Source organism: Kaistia algarum (assembly GCF_026343945.1).
Taxonomy (GTDB): Bacteria; Pseudomonadota; Alphaproteobacteria; order Rhizobiales; family Kaistiaceae; genus Kaistia; species Kaistia algarum.
This window is the reverse complement of the sequence record NZ_JAPKNJ010000002.1, coordinates 733,082-745,893: the sequence shown is the minus strand read 5'-3', so window position 1 is coordinate 745,893 and position 12,812 is coordinate 733,082. Positions and strand designations below refer to the sequence as shown.

At 64.2% G+C, this 12,812-nt stretch carries 10 protein-coding genes; 2 read left to right on the top strand and 8 right to left on the bottom strand.

Features of this window, described 5'->3' with window-relative positions:
* The first annotated feature begins 3 nt into the window (after window positions 1-3).
* On the top strand, window positions 4-651 hold the full coding sequence (locus tag OSH05_RS16730) for an ABC-type transport auxiliary lipoprotein family protein (protein ID WP_104219197.1): 648 nt from the start codon (window positions 4-6) through the stop codon (window positions 649-651).
* 36 nt (window positions 652-687) lie between these two features.
* Here OSH05_RS16730 and OSH05_RS16725 read toward each other — a convergent pair whose 3' ends face one another.
* The 8 genes from OSH05_RS16725 to parE all read right to left on the bottom strand — a co-directional run bounded on the left by OSH05_RS16725 (window position 688) and on the right by parE (window position 11,314).
* On the bottom strand, window positions 688-1,740 hold the full coding sequence (locus tag OSH05_RS16725; RefSeq protein WP_104219196.1) for a GGDEF domain-containing protein: 1,053 nt from the start codon (window positions 1,738-1,740) through the stop codon (window positions 688-690).
* A 256-nt stretch (window positions 1,741-1,996) separates the two neighbouring features.
* Entirely contained in the window at window positions 1,997-3,481 is a 1,485-nt protein-coding gene (locus OSH05_RS16720) for a DEAD/DEAH box helicase (RefSeq protein ID WP_104219195.1), read from the bottom strand.
* 150 nt (window positions 3,482-3,631) lie between these two features.
* Entirely contained in the window at window positions 3,632-4,078 is a 447-nt protein-coding gene (locus OSH05_RS16715; RefSeq protein WP_104219194.1) for a hypothetical protein, read from the bottom strand.
* 98 nt (window positions 4,079-4,176) lie between these two features.
* Complete coding sequence (locus tag OSH05_RS16710; protein ID WP_104219193.1) at window positions 4,177-6,057, bottom strand: alpha/beta hydrolase fold domain-containing protein; 1,881 nt, start codon at window positions 6,055-6,057, stop codon at window positions 4,177-4,179.
* A gap of 28 nt (window positions 6,058-6,085) precedes the next feature.
* Entirely contained in the window at window positions 6,086-7,117 is a 1,032-nt protein-coding gene (locus OSH05_RS16705) for an ABC transporter permease (protein WP_104219192.1), read from the bottom strand.
* On the bottom strand, window positions 7,107-7,880 hold the full coding sequence (locus OSH05_RS16700; protein WP_104219191.1) for an ATP-binding cassette domain-containing protein: 774 nt from the start codon (window positions 7,878-7,880) through the stop codon (window positions 7,107-7,109). Before OSH05_RS16700 ends, OSH05_RS16705 begins: the two co-directional genes overlap by 11 nt.
* Entirely contained in the window at window positions 7,877-8,812 is a 936-nt protein-coding gene (locus OSH05_RS16695) for a sugar ABC transporter substrate-binding protein (protein ID WP_104219190.1), read from the bottom strand. The genes OSH05_RS16700 and OSH05_RS16695 overlap by 4 nt, the downstream gene beginning before the upstream one ends.
* 462 nt (window positions 8,813-9,274) lie before the next feature.
* A complete protein-coding gene (gene parE, locus OSH05_RS16690) occupies window positions 9,275-11,314 on the bottom strand; it encodes a DNA topoisomerase IV subunit B (RefSeq protein ID WP_104219189.1) in 2,040 nt (679 codons plus the stop codon).
* Window positions 11,315-11,817: 503 nt separating this feature from the next.
* On the opposite strand from parE, the gene OSH05_RS16685 reads away from it, so the two are divergent.
* Window positions 11,818-12,645, top strand: a complete 828-nt coding sequence (locus OSH05_RS16685; RefSeq protein WP_104219310.1) for a tetratricopeptide repeat protein — start codon at window positions 11,818-11,820, stop codon at window positions 12,643-12,645.
* Window positions 12,646-12,812 lie beyond the last annotated feature (167 nt).

Genomic DNA, 12,812 nt, shown 5'->3' with positions numbered 1-12,812 from the left:
GATATGGGACAGGTCCGAACCATGGTCACGTCGAACTCGTCACGCTTCCGCTCCCTATCGGCGGTGGCAGCCCTGCTGAGCCTCTTTACGCTCTCCGGCTGCGTCAGCTCGCTTCTGACCGCGCCGCCGCCCAATACCTATGAGCTGACGGGTCCCGCCGACCTCAAGAATGTGCGGGGCGGCAGTTCGGCGCAGATCCTGGTGCCGTCGCCATCGGCGCTGAAGATACTCGACAGCCAGCGCATCGCCGTGACCCGCGGTGCGCTCGTCGCCTATTATCCGAACGCGCAATATGCCGACACGCTTCCACGGGTCGTTCAGGCGCGGATCATCGAGGCCTTCGAGAAGACCAAGCAGGCTCGAGCCGTCGGCCGTCCAGGCGAGGGGCTGTCGATCGACTATCAACTGCTCACCGACATACGCAGCTTCGGCTATCAAGCGGGCGCAACGGGCTCCGCCGGTGGAACGGCCGTCGTCGAGATATCGTCGCGCATGATGAATGATCGGACCGGCCGCGTCGTGGCGTTCCGTGTGTTCAGAGCGGAGGTGCCGGTCCTGGCGGACGATGCGCCATCGGTCGTGGCCGGCCTCAACGTCGCGCTCGATCAGGTATTGCGCGAACTCGTAACCTGGAGCCTCGGCAAGACCTGAGGCTTTCAACGACCGAGCCTCCGGCGACGAGCCCCCTCAGGCGACGTCGAGCGCTGCTTGCGGCGTCGACTCGGCGACAACCCGGTTGCGTCCGGCGCGCTTGGCGGCATAAAGGCAGGCGTCGGCCCGTTCGATGAGGCTTTGTGACGTATCGTCCGGCCGATGCGAGGCGATGCCGACCGAAACGGTCACGTGGCCGATGTTCTCGCCCGTCGAGCGCTTCACCATTTCCCTCCCCATCACCGCCTGACGGATCTGCTCGCCGACCTCGATAGCCCGCGCCTCGCTCGTCTGACGCAGAATGATCGCGAATTCTTCGCCGCCATAGCGGCAGGCGATGTCCAGGCCCTTGATGTTCTGCTTGGTCGCCTGGGCGACGAGGCGCAGGACGTGGTCACCGGTCTGGTGTCCGAAACGGTCGTTGAACGATTTGAAATGGTCGATGTCTGTCAGGATCAGGGACAGAGGTGCCCCGATCGCCGCGGCCTCCGCGACGGCTCGCTCGATTTCCTGATCGAAGTGCCGACGGGCGGATAAAGTCGTCAGCGGATCGCTCATCGATTCATAGCGGATCGATTCGAGGTTCGACTGCAGGGCCTCGAAATGAGCATTGGACTCGATCAGGCGCGCGTCGAGGCGGATCTTCTGGGCTTCGATCTTCTGCGTCGCCTCGACCAAGCGATCAAGCGTCTGGAGCGCCTCATCGATTGATCCGGTCTCTGAAAGGCGGGCAATAGTAACGGCGAGATTGGCGCCGTAGGTCGCCGTTTCGGTGAGAGTCGCGGCGATGCTGGCCGAGATTTCGCTGATTTCCGTGGTCAGCCGATCGCCGATTTCCTCAATACGATCGCCAAGTTGCCCCTGCGACAGGAAGATTCCGTGCAGATGCTGCATGTCGTCGATATCGATACGACCGCGAAGTCGGATGATGTCGTTCACGGCGTGGCAGAAAGGAGGATTGAAGCCTGCGGCATAGACATACCAGAACTCGAAATTCCGCGGTGTCGCTGGCAGTTCGTGACGACGGAGATGCGCCAGCGCCGACTCCGCGAAGCCAAGGGTCCTTAGAAAGTCGCTGCGCTCGCTCATCTCGCTCCCCAGACGTCCACCCATGGCTGCTCACCATTCGTCTGGTTGCAATCTAAGCGAGAACTTTCTAAGCGGAGATTAAATCCGTCAAGCCAATTTCAATCATTCCCCCTCAAGAAACCGCTTGGGCGAGCAATTTCATCGGCTTCCCGGTTGCAGCGGGCACCTGAACAGCAGTCGGAGACGGCTAAGCGCAGTTGGGTTCGGAGGGAGGGGGGAGGGAGTTGCGCGCGATCGAAGGCCGGCGAAGGCCAGCTTAGCTCGACGGGGCGCGAACGGGCCGCAGCAGGAACTGGGGCACGTGATCGCCGAGGCCGATCACCGGCTCGTCGTCGCGCTCATGGCGATCATGCCGGGACTGGCGGCCGGCAGGGCGCTCGGGCCGCTCAGTCCTGGGGCGCGTTTCGGGGCGCCCCGCCGTGACCGGACCTTCGGGCTTCCTGTCCTGGACCGGAACCTTGGCGACCGGCTTCGGCGCTGGCTCCAGGGCTTCCGGAGCCGCCTCGCGGACTTCAGCGGCGGGAGCAGCGCCGCGCTCCGACGAACTGCGGCGACGCGAACCGCGCTTGCGCTCGGTCGGCTCAGCTTCCTCGGCCTGTGGCGCCGAGGCGCCACCGCTGGCGACTTCCAGCCACTTCACACCGTCGCCGGTCAGCTTGTCGATCGCCGAGAGATATTTCTGGTCGGCGGGCGCCACGAGCGTGATCGAAGTGCCGGATCGGCCGGCGCGTCCGGTGCGGCCGATGCGGTGGACATAGTCGTCCGCATGGGTCGGAATGTCGAAATTGTAGACGTGACTGACGTCCGGAATGTCGAGGCCGCGTGCGGCGACATCGCTCGCGACGAGCAGGGTCAGCCGGTTGTTCTTGAAGGCATCCAGCGTCGCCATGCGGGCGCGCTGGTCCATGTCGCCATGCAGAGCGCCGACCGAGAAGCCGTGCTTCTCCAGCGAGCGGGCGAGAACGGCGACTTCACGCTTGCGATTGCAGAAGATGATCGCGTTCTTGAGGTCGGTCGCGCCGCGGATCAACTCGCGCAGAACCACGCGCTTGTCCGCCGACTCGCGGCCGGTATGAACGAAGAGCTGCGTGACGGTCTTGGCCGTCGTCGCCGGCTTGGCAACTTCGATCCGGACCGGATTCGACAGGAACAGATCGGCGAGATGCTGGATCTCCGGCGGCATGGTGGCCGAGAAGAACAGCGTCTGGCGCGTGAATGGCAGCAGCTTGACGATGCGCTCAATGTCCGGAATGAAGCCCATGTCGAGCATGCGGTCGGCCTCGTCGATGACGAGAATCTCGACGCCGCTGGTCAGGAGCTTGCCGCGCTCGCAATGATCAAGCAGCCGGCCCGGCGTCGCGATCAGCACGTCGACGCCGCGATCCAGCTTCTTCTCCTGATCACCGAAGGAAACGCCGCCGATGAGCAGGGCGACGTTCAGCTTGTGGTTCTGGCCGTACTTGTTGAAGTTCTCTTCGACCTGCGCGGCGAGTTCACGCGTCGGCTCAAGGATCAGCGTTCGCGGCATGCGCGCCCGGGCCCGACCCTGTTCGAGCAGCGTGATCATCGGCAGGACAAAGCCCGCCGTCTTGCCCGTACCGGTCTGCGCGATGCCGAGAACGTCGCGGCGCTGCAGAACATGGGGGATCGCCTCCGCCTGGATCGGCGTCGGAACGGTATAACCGCTTGCCTCAACGGCAGCGAGCACCTTTGGGCTGAGCCCGAGCGTTGAAAAGGTCATGTCCAAGAAGAGTTGGGCCCGAAGGCTGGATGGGGCACCAGAGGCGTGCGTCGCCATCGATGAAAGACAAGCGCAGATATGTGCATTTCGATCGATTTGTCAAATGTTTCAAGCAAGTTCGGTAAACGAACCGGCCGGATTATCTGCCGCCTAATTGCTGGCGAGGCCGAAGCGATAGGTCCCGTCGTCATCGACGATGAGCTCGTAGCTCGCTGCCGCATCGGCGGCTGGGTGGGCAATCTCGAGGAACACCGTAAGCCCGCCTTCGATGTCGGTGGTGAAGTCGGCGACATCAAGCTTGAGCGCCGCAAGCTCGCTGATCTCTATGCTGCGTTCGAGGCTCGGCGTGCCGTCGGAGGCAAGGACCAGCCATTGGACAAACAGCCGCGCCGTCGGCTGCGCATCGGCCGTGCGCGTCAGGACGACGCGGTAAATGCCCTTCTTGCCGTCCTTTTCCCAGCTTCCGGGAACGCGGATCTGGCGGACTGACGGATCGATCGTCGCGATGCTATCGGCGAGCGGATCGGCGAAGGCCGGAGCCGCGGTGAGGATCAGCGCGAGGGCAAGGAGGGCGGGTCTTGCGAAGCGGCTGGACATGGCACTTCCCGGCTCAAGGGCGAAGATCGGCGGCGACCGACCCCAGCCCTATCGCCTCGCTGGGCAAATTGGCAAGCGCGCCCAGTCTCCGGCCGCGCTCATGCGTTGGCCGGATCCGGACGCGTGGCGGCCTCCCCGGTCGCGGCGGACGGCGGGGCCCGGCTGATCAGCAGTAGCGTTTCCGACAGGGCTCCATCAATCAGATAAGCCATCTCCTGCAGGGCGCCCTCGGCATCCTGTGCGACAATGCGCTCGAACACCTTGGCATGATCGGCTACCGGGTCGCCGCCCGGACGCGCCGGGATGGCCGAGTCCTGCAGGGCGAGAGACCATTGCAGCGTGACTTGGATCGCCGGCCACATGGCCGCGAGCACGTCGTTCTCGCTGCAGGCGATCAACCGCTCGTGAAAATCGAGCACCGCTGACTGCCAGCCGGCATCGGCCGGCCCATGCGTAGCCATCCGCGACATGGCTTCCGCCATCCCCGCGAGACCGGCCTCGTCGCGTCGCCGGGCGGCCAGCGCTGCGGCGCTCGGCTCGACGACCTTGCGAACCTCGAAGAGGCTGCGCACGAAGGCGGCCGTGCAATTGGATTCAAGGTGCCAGGCCAGGACATCGGGATCGAGCAGCCGCCAGCTCGAGCGCTCGTTGATCCGCGTCCCGACCTTCGGCAGCGAATGGACGAGGCCCTTTGCGGCCAGCGTGCGGACGGACTCGCGATAGGCACCGCGAGAAACGCCGAAGGCAGTGCTCGCCGCATCCTCGGTCGGCAGGATCGATCCCGGGAGATAGGTGCCGCCTATGATCTCGGTCGCGAGCCGATGCGTGACCGCGCCATGCGAACGCGACCGGCTGGTCAGAAACGGGCTGCGGATCGGCGCGATGCGCACGGAGCCGAAATCCGTCAGCGCATCCTCTCCGGTCATGACCGTGGACGACAATCGTCCTGATGGCTCCCCTTGAAGTGCCCGGACAAGGCTGGCTGGCGCGGCAGGGTGCAGATCGCCAACGGAACGGCGGCGCTCGTCGACATAGTGGACGATAGAACTCGCCGAGGTCGAGACACTATCGACAATGTCGGCGAAATGCAGGGCGCCATGCGTCATGCCAGACCACAGCGAGAGCGCGACGTCGACGCCGCAATGGGCGAGGCTGCTATAAAAGGCGAGTGTATCGTCAAGCAGTAGGTCGCATTCCGCCCCGATGCATAGCGTCGGCGGAAAGAAGCTCAAGTCTGCGCCGACAGGCGTAAGCCTATGTCGTTCGGTCGGCGGCACATGCGGGGCATAGAGGTTCCAGAACCAGCGCATTTGCGTTTCGCCGAGCCCGAACCGGCCGTCGCCATAGAGCTTGTGCGAGGAGAGGTTCATCTGCGGGGAATAGGCGCCATAGATCGAGATAAAGCCCGCAAGGCCAGCAGCGGTATCGGGACCGGCGGATAACAGTGCCATGGCCATGACATTGGCACCGGCCGAGTCGCCGGCGAGGAAGACTGTGCGTCCGTCGCCCTCATGCTCTGCGACGACGGTGGTCATCACCGCAGCCGTCTGCTGGATGGCCGCCGGGTAGGGATGCTCGGGCGCCAGCGCATAATCGACCGAGATCACCTGGCTGCCTGTAGCGGCCGCGAGCCATCGACAGATGTGGTCATGGGTGTCGATGCTGCCGATGACCCAGCCGCCGCCATGCGCGAAGAGGATGACGGAACGATGGGCGCGGGGCGTGTAGACGCGTGTCCTCACGGGACCTTTCGGCCCTGTGAAGACCTGCTGCGACACCGTCATCGGATGCGGTCGTGCATCCTGTGCGACGAGACGCGCGAATTCATCGAACCAGATCCGAGAGGCGTCGATGTCGAAGACGCCCTCGGGAACGAGATGCTGTTGCTTCGACTGGATCTGTTCGAGCTTCGCCGCCAAGTCACGCGCGACGGCGCCCGAATTCTGTCCGCGCGAGCGGCTATCGAGCAGGAGCGCCATTCTTCAATCTCCGGATTTCATAGCTGGCTCAGCGACGGGCCTTAAAGCGCCGGCCTCGCTGGGCTTGGTCCCAGGCGACCGCGGCGACGAGGATCACGCCGATGAAGATATTCTGATAGAGCGGGTTGACGTTGACGACGGCAAGACCGTTGTTGAGCACTGCGAAGAGCAGCACGCCGAGCGCTGTGCCCGCGATCGTTCCGGTCCCCCCGAAAAGGCTCGTCCCGCCGATGATGATGGCGGTCAGGACCTGGAAGGTGAGGGAGGAACTGCCGGCAGCCGGCGAAGCGGTGCTGGTGCGCGCCATGAAGAAGATACCGGCCAGCGCCGTGACGCCGCCGGAGAGCGCATAGAGCTTCAGGTCGAGCGCGTTGACGCGCACGCCATTGGCCAGCGCCGCCGCCCGGTTGCCGCCCGTGATGCGCGTCTCGTAGCCGAAGCGTGTGTGCTCCAGCACGACATGAAACACGATGCCGAAGACGATCGCATAGCAGACGAGATAGGGCAGGCCGAACAGCTTGCCCTGGCCGATGGCATTGAAGGCATCGGGAAAGCCGAAGAGATTGGTGCCGCCTGTGTAGACGGTGATGGCGCCACCCGCGGCGAAGAACATGCCGAGCGTGGCGATGAGGGGCGGGACCTTCAGATAGACGATGACGGCACCGTTGATCGCGCCGAGCACCGCGCCGGCCGCGACGGCGAGGAGGATCGCGAGTGGCCACGGCACTCCGGCCAGGATTAGGGCGCCGGCGACGATGCCGCCGAAGGCGTAGAGCGCGCCGATCGAGAAATCGAGGCCGCCGCCGACGAGGATCATGGTCGAGGTACAGGCGACGATGAAGTAGAGCGATCCCGAGCGCAGGATCTCGATGATATTTCCCTGGCTGAGAAACACCGGATTGATCGCCTGGAACACGATGGCGACGATGATGACGACGGCGGCGAGGCCCGCCTGCTGTCCGGCGGACAGGATCGTGCGCAGCCGGCTGCTCTCGTCGACGGCCATAGCCCTGGACGCCCGCGGCGCATCAGGTCCGGCGATTTTGTTCTCAATGGTCATCGCGCCGCACTCCGGTGATTAGGCTGATGATGTCGCTCTTGTTCGTCTCGGCGACTTTGCGCACGCCGGCCGTTTGGCCGAGCCGCATGACCTGGATGCGATCCGCGACTTCGAAGACGAACCCCATGTCGTGGCTTACGCAGATGACGGCCGCCCCGCGGCTGCGCAGCGAGCGGATGAGATCGGCGGCATGTGCGGTCTCGCGAACGCCAAGAGCGGCGGTCGGCTCGTCGAGCAGGACGACCGTGGCGCCGGCTCGCATGCCGCGGGCGATGGCCACGATCTGGCGCTGGCCTCCGGAAAGCATGCCGATCGGCGTGCGGACGGACTTCACGGTAACGCCCAGATCGTCGAGCAGCCGGCGCGTATCGGCTTCCATCCGCTTCTTGTCGACGAAGGGTCCGCGCGTCGGCAACTGGCCGATGAACATGTTCGTCGCCACGTCGAGGCATTCGACCAGAGCGAGATCCTGGAAGACGGTGGTGATGCCGGCATTGCGGGCATCGGCGGGACTGCGCAGATGACGCTCGACCCCGTCAACCGCGATCGTTCCCGAATCCGGATGGTAGACGCCGCTGATCACCTTGATGAGCGTGGACTTACCGGCGCCATTATCGCCGACGATGGCGAGGATTTCGCCGGGCTCGACGGACAGGTTCACATGCGAGAGCGCGTGAACCTGTCCGAAGGACTTCGAGATGTCCTTGAGATGAAGCCCGGCGGTCCTCGCATGAGCCTGATGCGCATGCGAGGCGTTGGTCACTTGGCGAGTTCCTGGTCGAGCGTCTCGGCGGTGATGAAGGTGATGCCGGTGTCGACGCTCTTCGGCACGGCCTCGCCCTTCGACAGCGCGATGATCTTCTCGACCGCGCCCGACGCCATGCCGCAGAAGTTTTGCTTGCTGGTGCCGTAGAGCGTGCCGTCCTTGAGCCCTGCTACGACTTCCGGCGTGACGTCGTTGACGACGCCGACGACCTTGCCTGTCAGGCCCTTCTCCTTGATTGCCGTCGTGATGCCGGCGACGGCATTGCCTTCCCAGGAGAGAACGACGTTGACGTCCGGATGGGCGGTCAGCGTGCGGCTGACCACATCCGTCGTCTGAGTCGGGTCACCCGCATCATAGGCCTCGGCGACGAGCGTCACATTGCCGAGCGCCGGCAGGGCCTTGACGAAGCCGTCGACGAAGACACGGTGTACGCCGCTTGGCTGGTTGCCGAGGATGATGACGTTCTGTGGCCCGCCGCGCTTCGAGATGTTCTCCGCGACCACCTTGCCCTGGTTGGCGTAATCGGTGCCGAGGACCACGTCCTGAACGCTGGTCGTGTCGCCGGTATTCATCGTCACGACATACATGCCGGCGGCCTTGGCCTCCTTCATCAGCGGCTCATACATGGCCGAGCTGAAGGGGACCAGGATCAGGCCGTCCGCGCCGGTGGCGATATATTGCGAGATACGGTCGAGCACGAACTGCTCGTCCATCTGCAGGCCGGTCGGGCCCGAGGTCACACCCTCGATGCCAGCCTTCTTGGTGGCCTCGTTGAAGCACTTGTCGGCTTCCTGGAACACGGGATAGGCCGGCAGCGGATTGGCGAAGGCGATCTTCTTGACCGGGCGCAGGTCATCGGCCGAGGCCGCGCCTGCCGCGAGCGCAAGCATCATCGCGGCGACCGAGGTCGCCAGTAAACGAAGTTTCATGATTTTCCTCCCCGTCGGCGGTCTCCTCCCGCCGAACGGGACGAATTATCGAGGGGAATAGAACGTCGTCAACGTACGGAACCCATCTACTCTTATCAAAGGCAGCCATTGGCCGCGAATTCTATGCTGCGCCGCCGAAATAGGTCGAAAAATGACGTCTATTGTCGGAGTAATAGATCGGCGCTATCGGCCCAAGTGGGTGTTGGGGCCTGCAGTGACTTTACAAGACAAATTCGATATCGCCGGCTGAGCCCCTATTGTCGGCATGGCCAGCCGGCCTCGCCGGCTCCGGGGCACGCGCGGCAAAATCGATTCATCGAACGGGTGGGGCGGATAAGAGGCAGCACTTCCCGGCCTTCCTGGCGAGGATGGCCGGGTTCGGAATGCTGCGGGCAGTCGCTGACGTCAGCGCACGTCGAGGGTACTGAGGCGAGCCCCCATGGGATTGCGCCGCGGCGCGCCTCAGATGTCCAGCTCTTCCGCGAAGGCGGCATTGTCCTGGATGAAGCGGAAGCGCTCCTCGGGCTTGTTGCCCATCAACTGCTCGACGACATCGCGGGTGAGCTCGATCTCGCCGTCGATGATGTTCACGCGGAGCAGCGTGCGCTTCGCCGGGTCCATCGTCGTCTCCTTGAGCTGCGCCGGCATCATCTCGCCGAGACCTTTGAAGCGGCCGATCTCGATCTTGCCCCTGCCGGTGAACTCCGTGGCCAGCAATTCGTCCTTGTGGCCGTCGTCGCGCGCATAGAGCGTCTTGCCGCCCTGGCTGATGCGGTAGAGCGGCGGCACGGCGAGATAGAGATGTCCGGTGCGGATGATCTCCGGCATCTCGCGGTAAAAGAAGGTGATGAGCAGCGAGGCGATATGCGCGCCGTCGACATCGGCGTCGGTCATGATGATGACCTTGTCGTAGCGCAGATCATCGCCCCGGTATTGATTGCGCGCGCCGACTCCAAGCGCCTGCATAAGATCGGCGAGTTGCTGGTTCTGCGCCAGCTTCTCGCGGCCGGCATTGGCGACGTTCAGGATCTTGCCGCGCAGAGGAAGCACCGCCTGATTGGCGCGGCTGCGGGCCTGCTTGGCCGAGCCGCCAGCGGAATCGCCCTCGACGATGAAGATCTCGCTGCCCTGCGCCGCTGTTTGCGAGCAATCGGCCAGCTTGCCGGGAAGGCGCAGCTTGCGCACCGCCGTCTTGCGGCTGACTTCCTTCTCCTGTCGACGGCGGAGCCGTTCCTCGGCGCGCTCGATCACCCAGTCGAGCAGCTTGGAGGCTTCCTGCGGCGAGGCTGCGAGCCAATGGTCGAACGGATCGCCGATCGCCTTCTCGACGATGCGCGTCGCCTCGGCGGAGGCGAGGCGGTCCTTGGTCTGGCCGACAAATTCGGGTTCACGCACGAACACGGAAAGCATCGCCGCACAGGACGTCATCACGTCGTCGGCGGTAACCTGGGCAGCGCGCTTGTTGCCTGACAGTTCGGCATAGGCCTTGAGGCCGCGAAGCAGGGCCATTCGCAGCCCTTGCTCATGCGTTCCGCCATCGGGCGTCGGGATCGTGTTGGTATAGGAGCGAACATAGCCGTCGCCCGGAAACCATGCGACGGCCCATTCCGCAGCGCCATGGCCGGCGGCCTTGTCGGTGCGTCCGGAGAAGATCTGCGTCGTAACGAGATTTTCGCCCTCGAGCGATTCGGCGAGATAATCCTTGAGGCCGCCGGGAAAGTGGAAGCTGGCGGAGGTCGGCGTGTTCGTGTCGCCCTCCAGCAATTCCGGCGCGCAGGTCCAGCGGATCTCGACGCCCCCGAAGAGATACGCTTTGGAGCGCGCCATCGCCAGCAGCCGCGCCGGCTTGAAATGCGCGCCCTTGCCGAAGATTTCGGGATCGGGATGGAACCGGGTGCGGGTACCGCGGCGATTATGGACCTCGCCGACAAGCACGAGGCCGGAGGTCGGCTTGCCGCGCGAGAAGGTCTGCCGATAGAGCTTCTTGCCGCGCGCTACCTCGACTTCCAATTCGTCCGATAGCGCGTTGACGACCGAGACGCCAACGCCGTGAAGGCCGCCCGAGGTCTCGTAGACCTTGGAATCGAACTTTCCGCCCGAATGCAGCGTCGTCATGATGACTTCAAGGGCGGACTTGTCCTTGAATTTCGGATGGGCGTCGACTGGAATGCCGCGGCCATTGTCGGTGACGGTCAGGAATCCGTCGGCGCTGAACTCGACGTCGATGCGGTCGGCATGGCCGGCCACCGCCTCGTCCATGGAATTGTCGATGATCTCGGCGAAGAGATGGTGCAGCGACTTCTCGTCTGTGCCGCCAATATACATGCCGGGACGTCGACGAACGGGCTCCAGGCCTTCCAGGACCTCAATATCGGCGGCCGAATAGTCGGATTCGCTGGGACTCGCCGCGGCGGGCGCAGCCGTCCGGCGGGGCCGGGGCGCACGCTCTTCCACCTCGTCGAGGCGGGCAGCGGCGCCGAACAGATCCTTGGTGTTGTCCATCGTCGCTCCGTTGTCGTCGGGCCGAAGAGATGTGCCGCAGTCCGAGACGAATCAAGAACGAATCTTGCCACGCCGCCCCGGCAGGAGCGAGGGCGGAGGCGAAGACGAGCCCGCTGGAAAGGATGAAATCGCCAGTTCCAGTGTTTGTGACGTCTTCGCAACAGTTGGTATGCAACGTATCCGAGTCCGGGCCGCCCGCCCGATTTGCCGCCTTTCAGCCATAAAGAGACACGACGGTCGCCAGCATCCGGGGGCGGATAGGATCGATCTTGCAGAGTATCGGCGAAATTTTTCGTAGGCGTTTCATGGCGCGCGCAACCGATACGGTGGGCTCGCTGGCGGGTCTGCGAACTGGCCAAGCTTTTGCCAGAAACAGGGTGCAGTCTTCGGCTCGGCGGAACCTGCGGCGCGGCGGCGAATACGAACCCCGTCGCCTCGGTCCAAACCCTGCGGTTCTGCTTGTCCGAGAGAGCATGTGGTCATCGTTTTCGAAGTGGCAGGTGATGCGTATTCGTGACGCCCTTGGCGGTCTGGCTCTATTCGGCCTTGGCGTGCTCTGCGCGACATCGGCGATCCTGCCGCGCGTTGCCTTTGCGCTCGACGCCAAGACGCTAGACAAGAATGCGACGCCGCTGGAGGCCTTCCGTTTCGGCTTCAACGCCTACAAGCAGGGCGACAAGACCGTGGCGGTCGAGGCGCTGACCTATGCGGCCGAGAAGGGCCATGCCGGTGCGCAATGGAAGCTGGGCCGGATGTATGCCGAAGGCGACGGGCTCGCCAAGGATGACGTCAAGGCCTTCGAGATGTTCAGCGAGGTCGCCGACGCGCATGCCGACGACAATCCGAACGGCTCGTCGGCCCGCTTCGTATCGAACGCCTTCGTCGCGCTGGGGCTCTATTATCGCGACGGAATTCCGAACAGCACGGTGAAGCCGGATTTCAATCGCTCCCGGCAGATGTTCGCCTATGCCGCGTCCTATTTCGGCGACTCGGATGCCCAGCTGAACCTGGCCCGCATGTACTATGAGGGGCAGGGCGGCGAGCGGGATCCCAAGCAGGCTGTACGTTGGGCCAAGCTCGCGGCCAACAAGGGCAATGTCGGCGCGCAGGCTCTGCTCGGCCATATGTTGTTCGAGGGTGAGGGCGTCTCGCGCGAGCCTGTGCTCGGGTTGATGTTCCTGACGGTTGCCCGGGACCGGTCCGACGCAGATGATCCCTGGATTCAGGACATGCAGGAACAGGCCTTCTCGCTCGCGACCGAGACGGAACGGCGCACCGCGCTGGCGCTGGCTGACGACTGGCTCAACAAGAACGGCAAGCCGAACCCCTGATCGGCCGACGTCGCAGGGGAATACCTTGCTGAATGACGCGGCACCGCTTGCCGCTGACCGCCCATTCGGGCGAACATCCCATCCCGCCCCTTCGGAAACGTGGCCCTCGCCTTTGGCATGAGGGTCGATGGCGGTTTGGGAGGAAATCGGATGGCATTCGTCGCCAA